Source organism: Fumia xinanensis (assembly GCF_014384905.1).
GTDB lineage: Bacteria > Bacillota > Clostridia > Oscillospirales > Ruminococcaceae > Fumia > Fumia xinanensis.
The window spans coordinates 30,827-55,163 of record NZ_JACRSV010000003.1 but is presented as its reverse complement, the minus strand read 5'-3'; the positions used below and the strand labels follow the sequence as shown (position 1 = coordinate 55,163).

Sequence of the window (24,337 nt, the reverse complement as noted above, 5' to 3'; positions counted from 1 at the left end):
TTTCTTCCCTTCACAGCTTTCAACAGGGAAGTTTTTGATCATTTTGGAGAGGAGTTTCAACATGCAATCATTTTCCGAGGTGTTGAATCTTGTGAAGAGTTACTTTCAGGAGAAGGTAAAAAATAATGATTTAACGGAGACAGCATATAAATGCTGGATTGAAAATATTGAGCCTGTTCGTTTAGAAAACAATACAGCAGTGTTGTTTGTCCCTCATTCTTTCCAGCGCAAAATTTTGATGGAACAGTATCAGTCCCGCATCGAGGAAGGTTTTGAGGCTGTACTTGGATTTAAAGTCAATATTGAAATACTGACAGATACCGATATTCAGGTCGAGGCTCCTATCGAGCCTATTGCTCCTGTTCCAACAAAAGAACCTGCTGTCGACATGCCCTTGGAGGCTTCTGCGTCTTCGATTTCAGTATCAGACAAGGAAATAAAGGAAGAATTTCTTACCGGTGAATATGAATATACTTTTGACAATTTTATTGTCGGCAGCAAAAATGAATTTGCCTATACCGCCTGCAAATCGGTAGCGATAAATCCCAATTCCAATGTAAAACCATACAATCCTCTCTTTATTTATGGACCAAGCGGTTTGGGCAAAACTCATCTTCTCATGGCTATCAAATACGAAGTTAAAAAGCAGAATCCGAATATGAATATCATCTACACCAATAGTGAAACCTTTACAAATGACTTAGTTTACGCCTTGGGAAAGAAAACAATTAAAGAATTTCATCAGAAATACCGCCACGCGGATTTCTTTTTGATCGACGATATTCAATTTTTGTCGGGAAAAGACCGTTCTCAAGAAGAATTTTTCCATACCTTCAACGACCTATATCAGTACGGAAAACAAATTGTTATCACGTCCGACCGACCGCCAAAGGATATTAATATTATCGAAGACCGCTTAAAATCCAGATTTGAATGGGGCCTTCTAGCGGATATTTCGCCTCCAGACCTGGAAACCAGAATTGCTATTATTAAAAGAAAAGCAGAGCTTTTGCAGATTGACATTCCAGACGACATCGTCAACTACATTGCCACCAAACTCAAAAGCAATATCCGTCAGCTGGAGGGTGCGGTGAAAAAAATGAAGGTGTATCGCCTTCTCACCGGGTCTGAACCCAATTTGAGTGTGGCGCAGAATGTTATTAACGAGATTCTAAACGATAATCAACCCCTTCCCATCACAGTAGAAAAAATTATTGAAGAAGTGGGACGAACTTATAATGTTTCTCCGGAAGATATTCGTTCTAATAAGCGCAGCGGTCCCATTTCAATGGCCCGGCAAGTGGCAATTTACATTGTCCGCGAGATTACCCAAACATCAATGAAACAAATTGGCCAAGAATTCGGTAATCGGGATCACACCACCATTGTCTACACCCTTAAAAAAGTGCAGGAATTGATGAAAAATAATCCCCATGACAAGGGAATTATCGAAGATCTTATCAAAAACATCAGAGATAAGTAATTTCCACTTTTTCTTTTCACATTACAAGGTGGAAAAAATGTGAAGAATAGCATCTAAGAGTTTTTCTATTTTTTCTCCACTTCTTCGTTCTTTTTTCTTCACCGATTTTGACTTTTTATTTTTCAAACAATTTTTATTCACTCTTTTAAAGGTCTTTCCATAATCGGAAATAGGATAAATACTAAAGAAAAAGCCCTTTGTACCGCCTTTGAGCAGTATTATCCACTTTTACCCTACCCCTACTATTACTACTATATATTTATTATATTATTTATTATATAGATCTATCGTTCAAATTCCCTTATTATTTAGCCTGCAAGTTCAGCACATAAAACCTGCAAACGCTGTGTGCCTGATTACTGATTGTATAAAACAAGTCATGGAGGTATCATATGAAATTTACTTGTGATAAGGTAACGCTCTGTGAAGCGGTCAACAACGTCTCACCAGCTGTTTCCGGCAAATCAACAATGATGGCTTTGGAATGTGTCCTTCTCAAATGCCATGACAACATCCTTTCAGTAATTGGATACAACCTGGAATTGGGCATTACCAAGGATATTGAGGTTCAAACCTTCCAAGATGGAGAAGTAATTTTAAATGCACGGCTTTTTTCCGATATCATCAATAAGATGCCAAATGTAGATCTTACATTAACTACAGATGATAAATTGCTCACTATCATCAAAGGCGGTGGGGCCCAGTTTACCATACTCGGAATGAGCGCTGACGAATATCCAGAAATTCCTCCAGTCTCTCAAGATCACGCCTTTTCTATTGATGGAAACGTGCTGCGGAGCATGATCTCTCAAACGCTTTTTGCCGTTTCTCAGGACAGTGCCACTCCGGTACTTACGGGAACTTTATTTGAAGTAAAAGATGGAATTCTCTATCTGGTTTCTGTGGACGGGTGCCGCTTGGCGGTGAGGAAAGAAAATGTTGAGTGCAGGGACAGTATTCGTTTTATCGTCCCAGGTAAAACCCTGTCAGAAGTGCTGAAACTAACCGGAAAGTATTTAAGCGATGAAGATGAACTCCCCATCCAGCTCAATATCGGAAGCAAGCATATTATCTTTGAATGCAAGGGTTATCGTGTAATTTCCCGGCTGCTGGAAGGAGAATTCATTGATTATAACGCGGCAATTCCCAAGGAATCTAAAACAAATCTTGTGGTATCTACCCGGGAATTTCTAGAAAGCATCAATCGTGCCTCCATTATTATCAACGATAAGGTGAAAAACCCCATAAAAGCGGTTTTTGAAAATAACAGCGTGAATGTTTCCTGTGAAACCTCCATGGGTAAAGTCAGCGATACTTTTGCATTGGAAATGACAGGGGAAAGAGTAAAAATCGGATTTAACAATAAATATATGACGGATGCGCTAAAGGCCAGCGAGTTAGATCAGGTGAGAATAGAAATCAATAGCGCATTTTCGCCCATCAAGCTTCTTCCTATGGAGGGAGATCACTTCATATTCCTGGTCATGCCTATGAGGCTCAAAGATGAGAACTGAAGAAATTAAAATTTCTACCGCTTTTATTAAACTGGATCAGTTTTTGAAATTCTGCGGACTAGCCGAAACAGGGGGACATGCCAAGGAAATTGTTGCCGAGGGCGTTGTTTCCGTCAACGGGGAAGTCTGTATGCAAAGAGGAAAAAAATTGGTTCCGGGGGACGTAGTAACCGTGGATGATTACCGTATCGTCGTAAAATAAATTTCCACACCCTGCCTCCGATGACAAAACAAAGGAGGCAGCGTTTTTTATGAGAATTGATCGGATGGAGCTCAGCAATTATAGAAACATCGAGACGGCGCTGATGTATCCGCATCCAAACGTAAATGTCATCTATGGAAAAAATGCGCAGGGAAAGACCAATTTGTTGGAATCTATCTGGCTTTGCAGCGGAAATAAAAGCTTTCGCGGCGCAAAAGAAAGTCAGATAATTCAATTTGATAAACCTGTTTTTCAAATCCAACTGGATTTTTCCGATAGGGAACGGTTACAGCATATCAGTTATATAGCTGGGGAAAAGAGAAAGGTTTTATTAAATGGGGTGCCCCTTAAAACTCTTTCAGAACTGTCTGGAGAATTTTACTGCGTTGTGTTTAATCCGGATGATTTGGATATTGTCAAGGATGGTCCATCCTGTCGCCGCTTGTTTCTTGATACTGCCATCAGTCAGATCAAACCTATTTATGGGAAATATTTGAGTCAATACGAAAGTATTTTGGAACAGCGGAATGTACTGCTTAAGGAGATCCGAAAGCAGAGTTATCCTGAAGACATGCTGGAAATCTGGGATGTGCAGCTATCAAAGCTGGGGACAATTCTATCAATTTTACGGAAGGATTATCTGGAAAAGATAAAAGCTGTTGGGCGGAAAATTTATTCTGGTTTCAGCAGCGGCAATGAACAAATTGGGATGGAATATCGGTCTACAATTTTTCCAGAAAGTACTGAACTGAAGATATATTCCGATGAGTTGATAGAAAAATACCGCAGAATGCTGGAAGAAACCCGGGAGGATGACATTCGGTTGCGGTCAACTACCAAAGGCATCCATCGGGACGATTTTGAAATTGAGATAGATGGGATGTCTGCTAAGCAATTTGGTTCCCAAGGACAGCAGCGGAGTTGTGCCATCACCCTGAAGCTTTCGGAGGCGGCTTTGCTCAAGAATATCACTGGAGAAGACCCGGTGGTGCTGCTGGATGATGTAATGAGCGAACTGGATCAGCAGAGACAGCACTATATTCTCAACAAAGTAAAGGAATTTCAAGTGTTTATTACCTGTTGTGATCTCTTGAGCACCCTCCAATTGGAGGAGGGCAAGATTTTTTACGTGGAAGACGGAAAGTTTATCGAAAAGAGTAAAGACGAATTGTAACGGAGGAATTATGTATTTACATGTTGGAAACGATGTAGTAGTCCACCACCCTGATGTCATCGGAATTTTTGACTTGGAAAACACCTCGGTATCCAAATACACCAAGGAATATCTCCGAATGAAACAACAGGATAACCGGGTCATCGATGTAACCCAGGATATTCCGAAATCATTTGTAATAACCTGTGATAAAAAGGGGCAGGAAAAAGTATATCTCTCGCTGTTGGCGCCTCGAACTCTCAAAAAGCGCTGGGAAGAAATTGAATAGACCACTTCGTGTGAATAGATAAGACCGAAAGAAAATGGAGGATCGGATCGTGAACAATACACCTCTCAATGAGAACTATGATGAAAGTCAAATTCAGGTGCTGGAAGGACTGGAGGCCGTCAGGAAAAGGCCGGGTATGTACATCGGTTCCACAGGGCCTAACGGACTGCACCACTTGGTCTACGAAATTGTCGACAATGCCATCGACGAGGCGCTGGCGGGTTACTGTACTGAAATCGTAGTAGATATTCTGGAAGGGGATATTATCCGGGTCGTGGACAACGGCCGGGGTATTCCCACAGGCATCCATCCCAAAGAGGGTATTTCTGCGGCGACAGTGGTTTATACCATTCTCCACGCGGGAGGCAAATTTGGCGGCGGCGGATATAAGGTATCCGGCGGATTGCACGGCGTCGGCGCGTCAGTGGTTAACGCGTTGAGCGAGAGCCTCGATTTGACTGTTGAAAACGGCGAGCATATTTTTTTCCAGCATTTTGAGCGCGGTCACTACAAAGAAGAGCTCAAAATTATCGGGGATACCAAGAAAACTGGGACGACTGTGGTATTCAAACCTGATCCGGAGATTTTTAAGGACACCACCTATGATTATGATACTCTGCTGACCAGGCTTCGGGAGCAGGCTTTCCTGAATGCGGGAATCAAAATAATTCTCACCGATTACAGAGATCCGGAAAATATCGTGGAGGAGATCCTTCACTATGAAGGTGGAATCAAGAGTTTTGTTGAGCATCTCAACAAAACGAAAAATCCTATCCACGAAGAGCCCATCTTTCTCAGTAAAGAGGAAAATGGAGCTATGGCGGAAGTGGCCCTCCAATATAACGACAGCTATTACGAAGTGATCAAATCCTTTGCAAACAATATTCACACTACGGAGGGCGGTACCCATGAGACCGGATTCAAAAACGCTCTTACCCGTGTGTTTAACGACTATGGTAGAAGGCATAAGCTGTTAAAGGACAGCGACCAAAACTTAAGCGGCGACGACGTGAGGGAAGGTCTGACTGCTATTGTCAGCGTCAAGCTCACAGACTGTGAGTTTGAGGGGCAGACCAAAGGAAAATTAGGCAATACTGAGGCCCGGCCATTGGTTGATGGTTTGGTCTTTGAAGGGCTGAATACCTACTTTGAAGAAAACCCTTCAATTGCCAAAGCAATCTTTGAAAAGTCCATCAATGCCCAGCGAGCTAGGGAAGCGGCTCGAAAAGCCCGGGATCTGACGAGAAGAAAATCAGTACTGGAATCCGGAGGGTTGCCCGGTAAACTTGCGGACTGCACCTCCAGGGACAATACCATGACCGAAATCTACATCGTCGAGGGTGACTCGGCAGGCGGTTCGGCAAAATCCGGCCGTGACCGCTCCTTCCAGGCTATTCTTCCCTTGTGGGGCAAGATGCTCAACGTGGAAAAGGCCCGCCTCGACAAGGTCTACGGCAACGAAAAGCTTATGCCGGTGGTGACAGCTTTGGGCTGCGGCATCGGGGAGGATTTAGACCTCAAAAAAATCCGGTACGGCAAGGTCATTATCATGGCCGATGCCGACGTGGACGGCGCCCACATTCGCACGCTGCTGCTCACCTTCTTTTTCCGCTATATGCGGCCTTTGGTGGAGCAGGGACACATCTATTTTGCCCAGCCGCCGCTCTTCAAGGTGTTCCGCGGCAAAAAGATCCGCTACGCCTTTACCGAGGAGGAACGGGACGAATACAGCCGGGAGCTGGCCGGGGAAAACAACGCGAAGGTAGAGGTTCAGCGGTACAAAGGCCTCGGTGAGATGAACCCGGAGCAGCTTTGGGAGACGACCATGGACCCCGCCAACCGGACCCTCATCAAGGTGGAGCTGGAGGACGCTGTCAAGGCGGACGAAACCTTTACCATCCTTATGGGCGACAAAGTGGAGCCCCGCCGGGAATTCATTGAGAAGAACGCCAAATACGTCAAAAACCTGGACGTATAATAAGACAGCTTGAAAGATCGGAGTACGACTATGTCTCAACAAAACGGAAAATTACAGGAAGATATGGTTTCAGAAGAGGTAGAAACCAAGGCCTCGGAAGTATCGACTGAAGAAAAAACGGCGGCAGAAGCTCTGGAATCAAATGATGGAGAAGCTGTCAGAGAAGAAAAAGTGGTGACGGCTCAAGGGCTGGACGCCGAGCAGTACGATGTTTCAAAACCTTGGATCGACGGAGAGAAGGTGGAGGAAGAGGATGAACTCCACGGCATTGAGATCAAATACGATCTAGCGGGAGAAGAGGTCAAAAAAGCGCTGAAGGTTTTCCAGAAAAAGACGATTTTCAAGAAAAACCTAATTTACACAGCGGTTTTGGTTATCCTGTTCATTCTTTATCTGCAAATGCTGTTCAAGGACCCCACTAGCATGGTGGCAAAAATCTTGGCGCCCCTCTGTGTGGTGGTCATCGCTTTTATCTGGTATCTGCCGGCACGGCACATCAAAGCGACCGCCCAGGCGGTGGAACTGAATAACGATACCTTTCGAATCGAGATTTGCAGTGAGGGGATTCTCTTAAACGAAAAAAATGGACAGTATTTGATTTCCTACAACAAGCCCACCACCAAATGTATCGAACTGAAGGATATTTTTGTCATCTGCGTCAGCCAGAAGCAGGTTTTTGCTATCCCGAAACGCTGTGTTCCCGCCAATCAGTTGGACGAGGTGAAACGGCTCCTTAAAGAAGGGCTGCGGGACAAATACGAAGTCATTGACCAGTAAAAGTGGTTTTCCTGTGAAAAATACGGACATTGACAGGGATGTCCTCTGATTAGGAGGAAAAAGTTTTGGCAAACGATGAATTAAATCTGGACGGAACCAAGATCATAGCCGTCGATATCGACAAGGAGATGCGGAAATCCTATCTCGATTACTCCATGTCGGTGATCGTCAGGCGCGCGCTGCCGGACGTCCGGGACGGACTGAAACCAGTTCACCGCCGTATTTTATATACCATGTACGAAAACGGTTTGACACCGGAAAAAGCCTACAGAAAATCCGTTGACACCGTCGGTTCGGTGCTGGCGAAATACCATCCTCACGGCGACGCGGCGGTTTACGACGCCATGGTGCGATTGGCACAGGATTTTTCCATGCGGTATCCACTGGTGGATGGGCAGGGAAACTTCGGCTCCATCGACGGTGACCCGCCTGCCGCCTACCGTTACACCGAGGCGAAAATGAGCAAGATGTCGGTAAATATGCTCAGCGATATCGAAAAAGAGACGGTGGATTGGCAGCCGAACTTTGATGACCGCATCCCTGAACCGACGGTATTGCCGTCCCGTTTCCCGAACCTTCTGGTCAACGGTTCCACCGGTATTGCCGTCGGTATGGCGACAAATATTCCTCCACACAACCTTGGGGAAGTGGTAGATGCGATCCTGGCCTTGATTAAAAATCCTGATCTGACTTTTGAAGAGATCATGGAATACATCAAAGGGCCGGATTTCCCCACAGGCGGTATTATTATGGGCCGCAGCGGCATCCGTTCTGCTTATTCCACCGGACGGGGAAAGATTACGTTACGGGCCCGGGCGGAAATTGAGGAGGACGAACGGGGCAGAAGCAGCATCGTCGTCACCGAGATTCCCTATATGATCAACAAGACCCGCATCATCGAGGGAATCGCGAACCTCATTAAAGAAAAGCGCATCGACGGCATTTCCTACATCCGGGACGAATCCGACCGGACGGGTATGCGGATCGTTTTCGAACTGAAGCGGGACGCCAACCCCCAGGTAGTGCTGAACCAACTCTATCGGTTCTCTTCTCTGCAGGAGACGGTGGGCGTCATTATGATTGCGCTGGTTAACAAGCAGCCGAAGGTACTGACCCTGAAAGAAATGCTCCACCACTACATCGAGTTCCAGGGGCAGGTCATTACCCGGCGGACCCAGTACGATCTAAAAAAGGCCCAGGAAAGGGCCCATATTTTAGAGGGCCTCAAAATTGCCCTCGACTTTATCGATGAGGTTATTGCCATTTTGCGGTCTTGTAAGACGATACCGGAAGGCAAGCAGGCGCTTATTGACCGGTTTAATCTCACTGACGTACAGGCAAGCGCCATCGTCGCAATGCGGCTGGGACAGCTCACCGGATTGGAGCGCTCCAAAATCGAGGAAGAACTCAATGGTCTCTTGGAAAAAATCAAAGAGTACGAGGCAATTCTTGGGGATTACAGCCTTGTTATGGAGATCCTCGAAAAAGAATTGATGGAAATCCGCGCCAAATACGGTGACGAGCGCCGTACCGAGATCCAGGTAGTCAGCGGTGACGTGGACATCGAGGATCTGATTCCTGAAGAGGATTGCGTCATCACCCTGACTCATTTTGGGTACATCAAGCGGCAGCCCAGCGATTCCTATAAAATCCAGAAACGGGGAGGCCGGGGTATTTCGGGTATGAAGCAGCGGGACGAGGACTTTGTAGAAGAGCTGTTTATTGCCTCCAGCCACGACAACATCCTGTTTTTGACCAACAAGGGAAGGATGTTCAAGCTGAAATGCTACGAGATTCCAGAGGGAAGCCGTGTTTCCCGCGGAACCAACATCATCAACCTTTTGGCGCTGGAGCCGGAGGAAAAGGTCACCTCTCTCCTGCGGGTAGAGGATTTTGACCCGGATAAATTTATCGTTATGGTCACCCGGAAGGGCATCATCAAGCGGACCCGGCTGGACGCCTATAAAAATATCCGCAAGAGCGGCTTGATTGCCATCGGCTTAAACGACGATGACGAGCTTGCCTGGGTGCGGCTGACAAACGGGGTCTGTGAACTTTTGATTGCCACGAGAAACGGCATGGCCATCCGGTTTGACGAAAACGACGTCCGCCCTATGTCCAGAACTGCGACCGGCGTCAAGGCTATCCGGCTGAAAGACGGGGATGAAGTGGTCGGCATGGCGCGAGTCCGGGAAGGTGCTACCGTTATGACTGTCACCGATAAGGGGCAGGGCCGCCGCACACCGGTGGAGGATTATCCGCTTCAGAGCCGGCACGGCATGGGAAAAATCAACTACAAGGTAAACGACGTGAAAGGCCATGTATGCGGCATCAAGGTGGTGGACGACGAGGACGATCTGATTATGATCTCCAATGAGGGCGTCATCATCCGCATCGCGGTCAAGGATGTCAATGTGATGTCTCGTTACGCTTCCGGTGTCCGTGTTATGCGGCTGGGTGAAAGCGATAGTGTCGTCACCTTTGCCCGAGCAGAGCATGTGGACGAGGAAACCGAAGCGGTAGAAGCTCCGGATGAAGAGGATGAACTGAACGGAACTGAATCTGAAGAGATGAAAACTGGAGAATCTGTGGAAGAGACCTCGCAAGAATAATAGAACAGGTGGCCCTCTTTACGGAGGAGAGGGATTTGTTTGCTATTTTTAATTCACCAGGATGTTTTTTCTCCTGAAACGCTTTCACAAAAAATATTTTCTGCTGAAACAGGCGCTGTTTATTAAAACAGCGCCTGTTTTTTGTCGTAAAACCCAGTGTCCCGAATATACTGTAATATTGAATTTTACCGAAATGAGACGGAAATCCGGTTTTTCGAACATGAAACGGGCGCAGCAAACTGAAAAAATGAATGAAATTGGGTTTCGGTCCAAACAATTGACGGAGGACGGATATGCATAAAGAATTAATACGAAAATTATTTTCCTGCCTATTAGGAACTATGTTTACCCTGGGATGTTGTTTTTTATTCGAGGCAAAAACCATCCCCACTCAGGGGGCGACTGAGGAAGGAATTCCGCTGCCAATTATTATGTACCACAATGTCCGCAATGAAGGAAACAAAGGATTGGGCGACTATGTGATTACAGATCAGCAGTTGGAAAAAGACCTTGCTTTTCTCAAGGAAAAAGGGTATAATGCAGTCGTAGGTCAAGATCTTGTGGACTATGTGCAGGGCCTCAAAGAACTGCCGGAAAAGCCGGTGTTTCTCACCTTTGACGACGGTTATGAGAGCTTTATCGCCACGGTGTATCCGCTCTTGCAAAAATACGGGATGAAAGCCACGGTAAATATCATAGGGGAATACACCGACCTTTATTCTCAAAGCGTGCCGAAGCATCTGGATTATGCTCACCTGAATTGGTCGGAAGTAGGGGAGTTATATGCTTCGCCTTTGGTGGAGATAGGAAATCACACTTACGATCTCCATGAAGTGAAAGGGGAAGACGGCCGCAAAGGAGCAAATATTAAGAAAGGTGAAGCCTTTGAGGACTATAAAAAAGTTCTTACGGATGATGTGACGAAGCTTCAGGAAAAAATGAGGGAGCACCTTTATCAATCAGCGCGGGTTTTTGCCTATCCTTACGGATTTTACAGTCAAGAGAGCGAAAAAATCCTAAAAGGTCTTGGTTTTGATGTGACGCTGACCTGCGAAGAGGGAATAAACCTCATCACAAAAGACAATGAATGTCTATATGGGCTCAAACGATATAACCGCCCTTACCGCGCCGAAACCGAAGCATTTTTTAAAAACATCGGTATGGAATAATCAATAGTTTGCCATATGGATATGGCAGCAATAACTTAAAGGAGCAGGATTTGGAAAATCTCAGCAATATTTCAACTATACGGGAGATTATGGATCGGTTTGGGTTCCAGTTTTCAAAGTCGCTGGGGCAGAATTTTCTCATTAATCCCGGTATCTGCCCCAAAATCGCCGAAATGGGGGGAGCAGCGGTGGAAACCGGCGTGCTGGAAATCGGCACCGGATTTGGCGTCCTCACCCATGAACTGGCTAAACGGGCCAAAAAAGTGGTGGCTGTTGAGCTTGATTCCCGGCTGCTCCCGGTTTTGGATTACACTCTGTCGGAACATAAAAACGTAAAGGTCATCAACCAGGATATCTTGAAAGTAGACCTCCATAAGCTGATAGAAGAAGAGTTTCAGGGAATGGATGTTTACGTTTGCGCAAATCTCCCGTATTACATTACATCTCCGGTGATTATGGCGCTTTTAGAGCAAAGCCTTCCGATTAAAGCGGTGACGGTGATGGTACAGAAAGAAGCAGCGGTACGGCTGTGCGCCAATCTTCCCTCCCGGGATTGCGGTGCAGTGACGGTGGCAGTGCGGTACTACAGTGAGCCCAGACAGCTTTTTACGGTGAGCCGAGGGAGCTTTATGCCGGCTCCCAACGTAGATTCCGCCGTCATCCGGCTCGATGTGAAGAAGGACAAGCCTTTGAGCGGTGATGCGGAACGTCGGCTTTTCGCCGTGGTGAAGGGCGCTTTTTCTCAAAGAAGGAAAATGCTGTGCAATACGATTTCCTCGTCTTTAAGTGTTTCCAAGGAACAGGTGTCAAAGGCGCTGAAAGACGCAGATATAAAAGAAACGGCACGGGCGGAAGAATTGAGTCTCGACGACTTTATTCAGTTTTCCAACTGTCTCTATCAAACGACGGAAGAAGGGTTCTGACAATGAACGAAATGATCTGCAAAGGTGCTTCAAACGATTACGACGATATTATTGATTTTGGAAATCTGGTGTTTCGGCTGGATTTTAAATCGCTACTCCCGAAATTGTATGACGGTCATCCAGAAAAGGCACAGTGCCACCATTTGGCTAAAGAAGGCGGAAAAATCAAAGCGATGGTGGGTAATTTCCCATTATCGCTCCAAGCGGCAGGCAAGTCTTTAAAAGCATACGGTATCGGAACAGTATCGGTGCATCCCTACAGCCGGGGAAAAGGTTATATGAAAATACTGATGAAAAATGCCGTAGAGGAAGCGAAACAAAACGGTGGGGATTTTATGGTACTTTCCGGCCAGCGGCAGCGGTATGAACATTTTGGATTTACCCGCTGCGGAGTCCAACTGCAATTTGACTATAATCAAAGTAATAAAAGGCATCTGAAAGATTATTCAGCGAAGGGTATTGAGCTTATTTCGCTGAAAGAAAAACCGGAATATGTAAAGCCTTGTCTGGACATTTATCGGCAGCAGGGAGTGTTTGCCGGACGGACAACAGAGGATTTTGTAGAAGTGGCGTCGAGCTGGGACGCGATTCCCTATGGGATTTTCGCGAAAGGTGAGCTTATCGGCTACTGCTGCTTCATTCCGGCAAGTGGAACGGTGGAGGAAATAGTTCTTTCTGACGCTGCTAAGACAGTGCCGGTGGTGTTGAAGCTGCTGGAACTGGTGGAAAACGACCTGGTTGTCTTAATGGCGCCAAGCCAGGCAGACTGCATCCGGGAGATGTACGGCACCTGTGAGCGTTCTCAAATTCTCAACAATGCCTGTATCAATGTTTTGAATTACCCCAACGTCATCGAAGCATTTCTGACGCTCAAAGGCCAGATTGAGGGAATCATCGACGGGAGTTATGTGATCGATGTTCATGAAGTGGGACGTTATCAAATCAAGGTGGAGAACGGAGTGGTGACTGTCTGTGAAACATCGGAACAATGGGATTTGTCGCTTGACCATATCGCGATGATGTGCCGGCTGTTCGATCCTATGACAGCGTATCTGCCGGGGGCGGAGATGTCGGCAGTCGAAAAAAGCTGGTTTCCCATTCCGGTCTATTTTCCTCATATGGACAATGTATAATACTTTAAATATGCGAAACAATAGGAAAAGCAGAGCATTGGCGCAAGGATGGCCGATGCTCCCCTGTTTTTCTTTGCGTTCTGCATAAAAAAGAGGAGAAAAGAGTGCCTTTTGCCGTAAAAACAGTGAGATTTCCATGTTTTTGCAAAAAATAGTTGACAAACTTTGACTCCTGTGATAAAATAAAATCCGTTCCTTGTGAAAAGGAATCAAAATGTAGATGGCGGTATAGCTCAGTTGGCTAGAGCATTCGGTTCATACCCGAAAGGTCGTGGGTTCAAATCCAACTGCCGCTACCATACGGCCCGTTGGTCAAGCGGTTAAGACACCGCCCTTTCACGGCGGTATCACGAGTTCGATTCTCGTACGGGTCACCACAAAACGGTTTCATCAACTGATGAAACCGTTTTTTGCTGTCTTTTTTTGTAAATAGAAATTTTATCCCAAAAAATCCCATAATTATGCAAACAAAAAAGAAAAATTCTGCTATAATAATCACATAGGCAAACTGAAAAGTAAAACACGGTTTTTTGATGGGTTGGAATAATCAATTTTGCCGAATAGAATTACGAATTCGAGTAGGGAGAGTGTGCAATGGATAAATTCGAGACCTTCCGGGAGCAGTATCCGGAATTCGTCTATAAAGACTTTTCGGTTGAGGAAAGCGAAAAGAAAATAAAGGTACAGTATCATTTTTTTATAACCGGACTTTCTGAATTCCATCCAGAGTGGGTATTTCCCAAAGAAGAAAGGCAGAATATTTCAGCCGAGAATCCGGTAGTGCAAAACCTTCTTTTTTCTATCGGACTAGTAGAACTCATCAGTTACTGGAAAATTACCTGTTCGCCCCGGGTGATAGTGAAAGCGGGAAAACTTTCACAGGAGCAGGTCTGCTGGTGGAAAAAACAGTATTATAACGGACTGGGGGAGTTTTTCTACAAAAATGGCGTCGAGACGGATTTAGAATCGTTTATGACCATTGTATCGGAAGGAAAAGCATATTTGAAGGCGGAGGGCCCACGCCAGCTGGAGGGGAGCCTCATTCCCATTGGCGGAGGAAAGGATTCCATTGTGACGCTGGAGCTGCTCAAAGGGGAAAGGGAAAAAAATCGCTGTTACATCATCAACCCCCGCGGAGCGACGATCAAAAGCGCTGAGACAGCGGGATATGATAAGAATCAAATCGTTTCAGTTTCCCGGACGCTGGACCACAATATGTTGGAACTGAACAAGCAGGGCTTCTTAAACGGACACACTCCTTTTTCGGCGCTGGTGGCGTTTTCTTCCGTGCTGTCAGCTTATATGACCGGGCGGAAATATGTGGTTTTATCCAACGAATCCAGCGCCAACGAAAGCACGGTCGCTGGAACCGACGTGAACCATCAGTATTCCAAAAGCTTTCAGTTTGAACAGGATTTTCATAATTACGAGGCCAAATACATTGGAAGCGGCGTGTATTATTTCAGTTTATTGCGCCCTTGGAGCGAATTTCAGATCGCAGAATATTTTTCTCGACTCAAGGCATACCATTCCATTTTCCGCAGCTGCAACGCTGGGAGCAAACAGGACATTTGGTGCGGCAGCTGTTCCAAGTGCCTTTTTGTCTTTTTGATTTTATCACCATTTTTGACGGAAGAGGAGCTTTGCAGCATCTTTGGACGGAATCTTTTAGAGGACGAAAATATGCTGCCCATTCTCGATCAGCTCATCGGAGTAGAGGCGGAAAAGCCCTTTGAATGTGTGGGGAGCCGGGAAGAAATCAACGTGGCTCTTTCTATGACCGTTGGACGGCAGCTAAAAGAAGGCAGAAAGCTGCCGCTGCTGCTTGCTCACTACATAGAGACCGGACTATATGGGCATTATAAAGACAGATTAAACCCTTATGAAGGTTATTATAACGAGGAAAATTTGGTGCCCAACCGGTTCGGGACGCTTTTAAAACAGGCGCTCAATGAGGAGGAATTGCGATGATGAAGGAGATTTACCAGCAGTTAAAGGGCAAAAAAATATTGATTTTGGGTTTTGGCCGAGAAGGGAAGGCCGCTTACCGCTTTATTCGCAAGGAATTGCCTCAGCAGGTATTGACCATTGCCGACCGGCGCGAAATCGACACCCGGGGGGTGGAACGCGCTATTGTCATCATGGGGCAGAAATATCAGGAGGATTTGCACAAGTACGACTTGATTCTCAAGAGTCCGGGTATTGTGCTGGAAGACCAAAGCCCGGATGTGATTAAACGGGTCACTTCCCAGACAGAGCTGTTTTTGTGCGCCTTCTCGAATCAGGTTATCGGCATCACTGGGACTAAGGGAAAGAGTACCACAGCGACGCTGACCTATCATATTTTGAAAGCAGCCCATCCAAACTGTCTGCTCATGGGGAACATCGGCATCCCAGCCTTTGACCTCTGCGACCAAATCAATGAGGACACTCTGATCGTCTACGAACTTTCCTGCCACCAGCTGGAATACATCCACGTTTCCCCCCATGTGGCGGTGCTGCTGAACCTCTTTGAAGAGCATTTAGATCATTATGGAACCTATGAGAACTATATTTACGCCAAGGAGAATATTTGCCGTTATCAAAAGGCAAACGACGTGTTTATCTGCGACATGCTTCACGCAGACGATGTAACTCCGCTGGCGCCGAAGCTTATCACTATATCGTCAGATAATCGGGAGGCCGCCCTTTTTGTGAAAGACGGGGTCATCCGCTACGAAGGGCATGAACTGATGGTACAGCCAGAGGACAGCAAACTGGTCGGAAAGCACAATTTATATAACATTGGGGTCGCTTATGCAATCTGCCATCTGTACGGGGTTTCCGATGAGCAGTTTATGGGGGCTCTCAAGACCTATGAACCGCTGCCCCATCGCCTTCAAAATGTGGGCACTTATGACGGTATCACCTTTTACGACGATTCTATCTCTACCATTGGGGAGACGACCATTCAAGGGATGAAGAGCCTGCCAAATGTTGGGACAATTTTGTTGGGCGGCATGGACAGGGGCGTGGATTACACAGAACTTGCCCAGTACCTGCTCATCTCAAAGGTGAAGAACATCATTTTGATGCCGGACACCGATAAGCGGATTCAGCAGCTTTTGTCGGTGTTCTCTAAGGGCACTTTCAACGAGAAAAACATTTTGCTGGCGGATACTTTAAAAGATGCGGTGACCTTGGCTAAGAAGGTGACTGACAAAGGAGAGATCTGCCTTTTATCGCCGGCTGCAGCCAGCTATGGCTTTTTTAAAAACTTCGAGGAACGGGGAGAATACTTTCAGAGATACGTCAAAGGGGAGGAATAAAATAGGAAAGTGCGGCGGTGTTTACCGGCGCACTTTTTTGTCGGGAACAAAAAATATTTTCTGCATAGGGCAGAGCAATAACACCCATACTAAAGACAAGCTATAGAAAGGCAGGTTGGCAGCATCTTGACAGGAAGTAAAAAAAACAGTACAATATAAGGGACTATTTGTTCGGATTTTGATCGGAATCAGATTGATCAATGAAGCGAAAAGCCCCTGGCAGCTCATGAGAAGCGAATACGGACGGGTTTTAGGGTTCGTTTCCACTGTCCTACGGCGCTGCTTCGAAAATTACATAGCAAAACGGGTTTGAATGAAGCCTGAAGGGAAGCCGATGAGCGGCCAATTCCCTTTGGGCTTGGATGTCCTGCCATGAAATGGCCGTAAGAGGACTTTTCTTCTCATTTCCTTCCTCTGTTTTGCAATTATGAAAAAGGAAGGTAGTAATGTGACCAACAATAATCAAAACAATGACACAAAAATTATCGACGCAACTCTATCCACTGGAGCGGCTCCTGCGGGAGGCGCCAAAAAGTCCCGATCCTCCGGTTCCCGCCGGTATAACAAAGGCGCGAAAGCTTCCAGCAAGCCGAAAACGGCAGAAGAAGCGGCTAAAAAGGAACTGACTGCGGATAACAAGCCGAAAGCGCCTAATAAGGGCGGTAAAAAACAGACACCTAAGAACGAAAAAAAACAACCGGCTACAAAGGCTGACAACAAAGAGAATAAACGGAATCCTAACGAGAAGTCCGGCAGTCGCCGCCCAAGAGGAGGCTCCAAATCCAAAAAGCCAGCTTTGAAAATCATTCCCTTGGGAGGTCTCCATGAAATTGGGAAAAATATGACCGCCTATGAATACGGCGATGATATTTTTATTGTCGACTGTGGTATGGCGTTTCCCGACGCCGACATGTTGGGCGTGGATATCGTCATCCCCGATTTCACTTATTTAGAGAAAAACGTGGAAAAAATCCGCGGCGTAGTCATTACTCACGGACACGAGGACCATATCGGTTCCATCCCTTATTTTCTAAAGAAAATCAATGTACCTATTTACGGCGGGAGGCTCGCCTTGGGACTCATTGAGGGAAAACTAAAGGAGCACGGCCTGTTGGGTAAAGCGAAGCTCAATCCAGTAACTCCGGGCAGTATTGTCAAGATGGGCTGTATGTCTGTGGAATTTATTCACGTCAATCACTCCATCCCGGATGCCATGGCGGTAGCCATTACCACTCCGGTTGGCGTTGTCGTCCAGACTGGAGACTTTAAAATTGACTACACTCCTATTGAGGGCGGTATGATCGACATCGCCCGGTTTGCAGAACTGGGTAAAAAAGGCGTTCTCTGCCTGTTGTCTGACTCTACCAACGCCGAACGTCCTGGCTTCGCCGAAAGTGAGCGCAATGTAGGATACGCTTTTGAGAACCTCTTTCATCAGGCGGGCAACAAGCGGATTATTATCGCGTCCTTCGCCTCCAATATTCACCGCATCCAGCAGATCATTGACAATGCGGCGAGAAGCGGAAGAAAAGTGGCGGTATCCGGGCGGAGCATGGTCAACGTAGTGGCGAAAGCCATCGAGCTGGGGTATTTGAATGTCCCGAAGGACATCATGATCGATATCGATAATATTGGGCGCTATCCCAAGAACAAACTGGTGCTTGTCACTACCGGAAGCCAGGGCGAGCCCATGTCGGCTCTGTCCCGGATGGCTGCGGGAGATCACCGCAAGGTGAGCGTCACCAGCGAAGACTTTATTATCATTTCCGCACACCCGATTCCCGGAAATGAAAAGCACGTCACCCGCGTTATCAACGATTTGATGCGATTGGGCGCCGAAGTCATCTATAAATCCATGTACGACGTACATGTGTCCGGCCACGCCTGTCAGGCGGAGCTCAAAATGATGCTGTCCATCGTCAAGCCTAAGTTTTTCATCCCCGTCCACGGCGAGTACAAACATTTAAAACAGCACATGTCGCTGGCGCAGGAGTTGGGGATTGCCCCTGACCATATGCTCATCAGCGACCTGGGGCAGGTCATTGAGCTGGACGGCGAAAACATGAAGGTCAACGGCTCCGTCGAAGCGGGTCACGTTTTCGTGGACGGTTACGGCGTCGGAGACGTGGGTTCTATCGTCCTCCGGGATAGGAAACATTTGGCACAGGATGGACTTATTATCGTCGTCGTCACCATTGAAAGCGAGTCCGGCACTGTTGTGGCTGGCCCAGACATCGTTTCCCGAGGATTTGTGTATGTACGGGAATCTGAACAGCTAATGGAGGATGCGCGGCACTTGGTGCGAAAGGCGCTGGACGACTGCCAGGAACGCAACGTTCGGGAGTGGAGTGCATTGAAGGTAGTGGTCAAAGACCAGCTTTCGTCCTTTATTTATAAAAAGACGAAACGGGATCCGATGATCCTTCCTATTATTATGGAAATATAACATTAAGAATAGATATAATATATTTTTACTATAAGTATAATATATATCTCGTTTATGCGGATTATTTTATCGGAAAGGCCAGGGCTTTGCTATGAAAGACAAAAAGAGTTGGGGCATCAGAGGGTATCTATTTCTCTTGATGGCCGTTACCCTTGTTCTTACAGGGGCTCTTTGGATGATCAACCCCATCCTGTTTTTTATCGTATTGCCGTTGGTGTTGGCGATAGACGGCTTAGTGGTTTGGCAGGTACACAACGTTTATCAAAAAGTCTATAAAATGATGGATGGTGTTGTAGGCCAGCTGGACACCAGCCAGCGAAACTATCTGCATAATTTTCCCCTCCCGGTCGTCATCGCCACAGAGGGGCGGGAAATTATCTGGTATAGCCCGTCCTTCAGTGAAAAAATTCTTCTAAAAGACGACTTGTATGGAACAGACGTGGATTTGATAACCACAGAACCTCTGCTTGACTTCTGTACTGCAGAAGGCAAACTCATTTCTTATGAAAACCGCTGGTATCGAGTTTTGGGAGTTGAGAAAGAGGAAAATGACGTCAAGCTCTATACCCTCTATTTTCTGGACGTCACCCAAGTCCAACAGGAGGCGACTCTTTACCGGCTGACACGGCCTTCGGTCATGCTTATCATGCTGGACAATTACGGTGAAATCATGCAACAGGCCAAGGAAAGTGAAAAATCGAGAATTTTAGGGGAAATCGACACAACGCTGGAAGAATTTATCAGCAATATGACCAGCAGTTTTATTAAGCGGTATGACGGGGATAAATTTTTGGTGGTTGCCGAGGAACAGCATCTGGAGAAAATGATCGAGACTCGATTCGGCATTCTGGATGAAATCCGCAAGATTCAAACGGCGGGTAATTTGCCGGTTACCCTTTCCATCGGCATCGGCAGAGGCGAAGAAACTCTATCCCAGAGTGAAGTTTCCGCGCGGCAGGCCCTAGACATGGCCCTGGGGCGCGGCGGAGACCAAGCAGTCATTAAAAATAAAACCCTTTACGAGTTTTACGGCGGCGTTTCAAAAGGGGTGGAAAAACGGACCAAGGTCAAAACCCGCATTGTGGCCAATGCTCTCTCGGAGCTGATTGCGACGGCGGACCGGGTGCTGGTCATGGGACATAAATTCGGGGATCTGGATTGCGTCGGGGCGGCTGTGGGCATGGCTTACGCCATCCGCAGCATCGGGAAAAATGCCGACGTGGTAATCGACAGAAACAAGAATTTGGCGAAAATTCTCATCGACATGCTGAGCCAGCAAGAGTGCTCCGACATGTTCATCGATCCGGCGGAGGCCCAGTTCCGAATTACCCCCAACACCCTGCTCATCATCTGTGACACTCACACCGAGAACCTTTTAGAATCGGAAGAGGTATACCGCCGCTGCAAAACGGTAGTAGTCATCGATCATCACCGCAAAATGGTAAACCACATTGAAAACGCGGTGATTTTTTATCACGAACCCTACGCTTCCTCCGCATCCGAGATGGTGGCGGAGTTGATTCAGTACATGGGGGATAACTGCCGGATTAATTCGGTGGTCGCTCAGGCGCTTTTGTCTGGAATTATGCTGGACACCCGCAATTTCGTTCTAAAAACCGGCGTCCGCACTTTTGAGGCGGCGGCCTATCTCAAGCGCATCGGCGCGGACACTGTCATTGTGCGGAAACTGTTCGCCAGCACCATGGACTCTTACCAGCGGAAGACCCGCATCGTGGCGGCCGCCCAGATTTATAAGGGATGCGCCGTGGCGGAGAGCGATTATTCGTCCGATGATATGCGAGTGGTTGCGCCTCAGGCCGCGGATGAGCTTTTGGGAATTGACGGGGTGGACGGTTCCTTCGTCCTGTATGAGATCGATGGGGTCATCAACATTTCCGCCCGGTCGATGGGTGCTATCAACGTTCAGGTGATTATGGAAAAACTGGGCGGCGGCGGCCATCATACCATGGCGGGCGCTCAAATCAAAGGCCTGGAAATAGAAAAAGTAAAACAGATGCTGTTAGAGAGCATCGATCAGTATTTTCAAGAGAAATCGTAAGACAAAGGAGTAATGGACATGAAAGTAATTCTGTTGCAGGATGTCAAGGGCAGCGGCAAAAAAGGCGATCTTGTCAATGTGGCCGACGGATACGCGAGAAATTTTTTGTTGGCCAAGGGACTGGCTATGGAAGCAACCGCAGGCGCCATCAACAATAAAAAAACCCAGGATGCGGCAAAGGCACATCACGCACAGATGGAGCTGGATAACGCCAAAGCGGAGAAGGAGCGGCTGGACGGTCAAACCGTCCACGTGACCGCCAAGGCCGGAAACGGCGGCAAACTCTTTGGTGCGGTGACTGCTAAAGAAATCGCGTCGTCTTTGAAGCAGGAATATAAATTGGAAGTGGATAAGAAAAAAATCACCTTGTCCAGTGAAATCAAGGCCTTCGGCACCTTCAGCTTCGATGTAAAGTTACATAACGGGGTTGTTGCGGCTATGAAGGTCCAAGTTTCCGAACAGTAATTCAAAGCGTCCTTAACCCATAAGGACGCTTTATTTTCCTAAAAAGCGACGGACAAAAGGGGTGCCCACCATGGATCAAAGCTTAAACGAATACGGTCAAAACCTCCCCTATAACCTGGAGGCAGAGCAGTCAATACTGGGAAGCGTTCTCATCGACCCGGAGCTGCTAACCGAAATCATGAATAAGATCATGTCGCCGGCGGTGTTTTACACCTCTCAGCATCAGGAAATTTATTCCCTGATGATTAAGATGTTCAGTGAATCCAAACCAATCGACTTTGTCACTTTTTTAGACGAGGCGAAACGGGCGGATATTTTCGACAGCGATCAAAACGCCAAAACTTATCTGCTTCATTTGATGGAGCTGGTGCCTACAACGGCAAACTTGGGTCATTACTGCGACATTGTGGTAGAGAAATTTTACCTGCGTAACCTTTTGTCTGCGGCGACCGATATCGCGTCCTCCGTTCGGGAAGGGGAGGGCTCGGCCACTCAGCTTCTCGACTCTGCGGAGCAGAAGATTTACGACATTCGGCAAGGACGGCAGGTTTCAGAGCTCAAGCCCATCAGCGAAGTGATCATCGGGGTGTACGACGAAATTTACCAGATGCACGCCAAGCACGATACCCGCTTTACTGGACTTCCCACCGGTTTCACCGGTTTAGACGTGTTGATTTCGGGCCTCAATAAGTCCGATCTTATTTTGGTTGCGGGGCGCCCCGGTATGGGTAAATCCGCTTTTGCGCTGAATATTGCTGCGAATGTGGGACTTAAGACGGGAACCGACGTGGCGGTTTTTTCACTGGAAATGTCCAACCCCCAGCTGGTCTCTCGTATGCTCTGCTCCGATTCAATGATTGTCAGTGACAAGCTGCGCACTGGTCATCTTGAGGCGGAGGAGTGGTCCCGGCTGGCGGTTTCTGCCCAAAAGCTCAGCGGCACTTCGATTTATTTGGACGACACCGCGGGTATGACGGTGGCCCAGATGAAGGCCAAGCTTCGGCGGCTGAAAAACCTGGGACTTGTCATCATCGACTATTTGCAGCTAATGACCACCGGGTCCCGCATCGACAACCGGGTACAGGAAATCTCTCAGATTACGAGGGGTCTCAAGGTGATGGCAAAGGAATTGAATGTTCCGGTTATCTGCCTGTCCCAGCTATCACGGTCGGTAGAACAGCGGCAGGGTCACAGACCCATGCTTTCGGACCTTCGAGAGTCCGGTTCTATCGAGCAGGATGCCGACATCGTTTTGTTTTTGTTCCGTGAGGAATATTATGCGGAGGAAGAGGACGACTCCAATAAAAACACTGCAACCTGCATCGTCGCCAAAAACCGGCACGGTTCCACCGGAGACGTGACCATCGGTTGGCAGGGTGAGTACACCAGGTTCAGCAATGTGGAGCTGTATCGTGATGAGCAATAACAAAAAGTGCTTAGAAGATAAGTTTTTGACGGAACATTTGCAGGGAAAGCGGGTCGTCGTCGGTTTTTCCGGCGGCGCGGACTCGGTTTCCCTGCTTTATCGTCTTGTGGAACTCCGGGAGGATTTGAGCCTTACGTTGGAGGCGGTTCACTTAAACCACTGCCTTCGGGGGGAAGAAAGTTTAAGGGACGAGAACTTTGTACGGGATTTCTGCCAACAATATGGGGTTTCGCTCCAGGTAAAACAGGTTGATGTGGCAAAATTGGCAGCCGAGACCGGCCTCTCCGTCGAAACCTGCGGCCGGGAAGAGCGGTATCGGTTTTTTGAAGAGGCCGCGGGGACGGACGGCATGATAGCCACCGCCCACACCCTCTCCGACAACATGGAGACAGTGGTTTTTCACATGATTCGGGGGACAGCGCTCAAGGGCCTCTGCGGCATACCAGCTGCGCGGGGCAATATTGTCCGGCCGCTTTTACAGTGTACGCGGGAGAGCGTGGAGGATTATTGCCGGCGGAAAGAGCTTTCGTTTGTAACCGACAGCAGCAATTTGTCCACTGACTATCTGCGGAATAAAATCCGCGCTGAAATTATCCCCAAGTTTTTTGAAATCAATCCATCAGCGGACCGAAGCTTTGCCAGAATGGTAACGGCGTTGCAAATGGACGAGGAATATCTGGACAGAATTGTCCGTGGCCTGTGGGATCAGATGCAGGGGGATGGCTTTTTATGGCTGGAACCTATTGCCGGGAAGCCGGCTGTGATTTTATCTCGGATTGCCGCCAAAATTTTAGAGTATTTTGGCTTCCCACTGGAGTATCAAAATGTCGACAGAGTCGCCGGATTGCTCCACACCGGGGAGGGCCGCCAGGAAATGGGGCGGAATGTTTACCTGAGGGCAAAAGAGAGCAGACTATTTCTCGAGGAGGCTGCGCGGGAAACTGCATTTTTTCGGCTAGAAACAGAACTTCCGAAAGCGGGAGGAACGTCCAAAATCACTGTCGCATACACTGAAGTTTCAGGGAATTTTTCGGTTTGTCGGAACAGAACACTGAAATTACAGGTTTTGGGCCGGGAAGACGCAGCACATTTGGAAAAAATTTATAAAAACTTATTAATTTTTGCCCTGGATTATGATACAATAATTGGTAAGTTGGTTTTCAGGCAGAAGTTGAGCGGCGACCGGCTCAAAACCCCGAAAAGCAATGGCACCAAAACGGTCAAGAAGTTTTTCAACGAAAAAAAAGTGCCTGTAGCCGACCGACGGAGGGCCTTAGTCGTCTGCGATGACGCAGAGATTCTCGCTGTGGAGTTTCTGGGAGTAGGTAAACGGGCGGCTGTGACAGAGGATACCAAGCGGGTGCTGCTGATAACTGAAATGCGGTAGTGTCCCGCCGGAA

Annotated in this window: 18 protein-coding genes and 2 tRNA genes; all 20 read left to right on the top strand. The window is 47.4% G+C overall.

The features are described 5' to 3' along the window. Positions 1 to 61 precede the first annotated feature (61 nt). The 20 genes from dnaA (at position 62) to tilS (ending at position 24,324) form a co-directional block, all read left to right on the top strand. The gene (gene dnaA / locus H8710_RS09890) at positions 62 to 1,483 is read left to right on the top strand and encodes a chromosomal replication initiator protein DnaA (protein ID WP_249295371.1); all 1,422 of its coding nucleotides are present in this window, start codon (positions 62 to 64) and stop codon (positions 1,481 to 1,483) included. A 392-nt stretch (positions 1,484 to 1,875) separates the two neighbouring features. Then, positions 1,876 to 2,997, top strand: coding sequence for a DNA polymerase III subunit beta (dnaN, locus tag H8710_RS09885; protein WP_249295370.1), 1,122 nt, complete (start codon positions 1,876 to 1,878; stop codon positions 2,995 to 2,997). Beyond that, positions 2,987 to 3,199: an RNA-binding S4 domain-containing protein gene (locus H8710_RS09880; RefSeq protein WP_249295369.1), complete on the top strand. Its 213-nt coding sequence runs from the start codon at positions 2,987 to 2,989 to the stop codon at positions 3,197 to 3,199. Before dnaN ends, H8710_RS09880 begins: the two co-directional genes overlap by 11 nt. A gap of 49 nt (positions 3,200 to 3,248) precedes the next feature. Then, positions 3,249 to 4,373 (top strand): DNA replication/repair protein RecF, encoded by a 1,125-nt coding sequence (gene recF / locus H8710_RS09875; protein ID WP_249295368.1) that lies wholly within the window; start codon positions 3,249 to 3,251, stop codon positions 4,371 to 4,373. A 10-nt stretch (positions 4,374 to 4,383) separates the two neighbouring features. Further along, positions 4,384 to 4,641: an extracellular matrix regulator RemB gene (remB, locus tag H8710_RS09870; RefSeq protein ID WP_249295367.1), complete on the top strand. Its 258-nt coding sequence runs from the start codon at positions 4,384 to 4,386 to the stop codon at positions 4,639 to 4,641. A 34-nt stretch (positions 4,642 to 4,675) separates the two neighbouring features. Continuing rightward, complete coding sequence (gene gyrB, locus H8710_RS09865; RefSeq protein ID WP_430413312.1) at positions 4,676 to 6,619, top strand: DNA topoisomerase (ATP-hydrolyzing) subunit B; 1,944 nt, start codon at positions 4,676 to 4,678, stop codon at positions 6,617 to 6,619. 30 nt (positions 6,620 to 6,649) lie between these two features. Next, positions 6,650 to 7,396, top strand: coding sequence for a YcxB family protein (locus tag H8710_RS09860; RefSeq protein WP_249295365.1), 747 nt, complete (start codon positions 6,650 to 6,652; stop codon positions 7,394 to 7,396). 65 nt (positions 7,397 to 7,461) lie between these two features. Then, positions 7,462 to 10,008, top strand: coding sequence for a DNA gyrase subunit A (gyrA, locus tag H8710_RS09855; RefSeq protein WP_283242858.1), 2,547 nt, complete (start codon positions 7,462 to 7,464; stop codon positions 10,006 to 10,008). A gap of 293 nt (positions 10,009 to 10,301) precedes the next feature. Then, a complete protein-coding gene (locus H8710_RS09850) occupies positions 10,302 to 11,177 on the top strand; it encodes a polysaccharide deacetylase family protein (RefSeq protein WP_249295364.1) in 876 nt (291 codons plus the stop codon). Positions 11,178 to 11,227: 50 nt separating this feature from the next. Beyond that, positions 11,228 to 12,100, top strand: coding sequence for a 16S rRNA (adenine(1518)-N(6)/adenine(1519)-N(6))-dimethyltransferase RsmA (gene rsmA / locus H8710_RS09845; protein ID WP_249295363.1), 873 nt, complete (start codon positions 11,228 to 11,230; stop codon positions 12,098 to 12,100). 2 nt (positions 12,101 to 12,102) lie between these two features. After that, the gene (locus H8710_RS09840; protein ID WP_249295362.1) at positions 12,103 to 13,233 is read left to right on the top strand and encodes a GNAT family N-acetyltransferase; all 1,131 of its coding nucleotides are present in this window, start codon (positions 12,103 to 12,105) and stop codon (positions 13,231 to 13,233) included. Positions 13,234 to 13,455: 222 nt separating this feature from the next. Beyond that, positions 13,456 to 13,532, top strand: a tRNA-Met gene (locus H8710_RS09835). Between the two features lie 3 nt (positions 13,533 to 13,535). Further along, a tRNA-Glu gene (locus H8710_RS09830) sits at positions 13,536 to 13,610 on the top strand. A 217-nt stretch (positions 13,611 to 13,827) separates the two neighbouring features. Beyond that, positions 13,828 to 15,204 carry a MurL-like N-terminal domain-containing gene (locus H8710_RS09825; protein WP_249295361.1) on the top strand — a complete coding sequence of 459 codons (1,377 nt, stop codon included), beginning with the start codon at positions 13,828 to 13,830 and terminating at the stop codon, positions 15,202 to 15,204. Next, positions 15,201 to 16,541, top strand: a complete 1,341-nt coding sequence (gene murD / locus H8710_RS09820) for a UDP-N-acetylmuramoyl-L-alanine--D-glutamate ligase (protein WP_249295360.1) — start codon at positions 15,201 to 15,203, stop codon at positions 16,539 to 16,541. The genes H8710_RS09825 and murD overlap by 4 nt, the downstream gene beginning before the upstream one ends. A 448-nt stretch (positions 16,542 to 16,989) precedes the next feature. Further along, entirely contained in the window at positions 16,990 to 18,987 is a 1,998-nt protein-coding gene (locus H8710_RS09815) for a ribonuclease J (protein WP_430413311.1), read from the top strand. 91 nt (positions 18,988 to 19,078) lie between these two features. Further along, positions 19,079 to 21,046: a DHH family phosphoesterase gene (locus H8710_RS09810; protein WP_249295358.1), complete on the top strand. Its 1,968-nt coding sequence runs from the start codon at positions 19,079 to 19,081 to the stop codon at positions 21,044 to 21,046. 18 nt (positions 21,047 to 21,064) lie between these two features. Then, complete coding sequence (gene rplI / locus H8710_RS09805) at positions 21,065 to 21,511, top strand: 50S ribosomal protein L9 (protein ID WP_249295357.1); 447 nt, start codon at positions 21,065 to 21,067, stop codon at positions 21,509 to 21,511. Between the two features lie 70 nt (positions 21,512 to 21,581). Continuing rightward, a complete protein-coding gene (gene dnaB / locus H8710_RS09800; protein WP_249295356.1) occupies positions 21,582 to 22,937 on the top strand; it encodes a replicative DNA helicase in 1,356 nt (451 codons plus the stop codon). Beyond that, positions 22,927 to 24,324, top strand: a complete 1,398-nt coding sequence (gene tilS / locus H8710_RS09795; RefSeq protein ID WP_249295355.1) for a tRNA lysidine(34) synthetase TilS — start codon at positions 22,927 to 22,929, stop codon at positions 24,322 to 24,324. The genes dnaB and tilS overlap by 11 nt, the downstream gene beginning before the upstream one ends. Positions 24,325 to 24,337 lie beyond the last annotated feature (13 nt).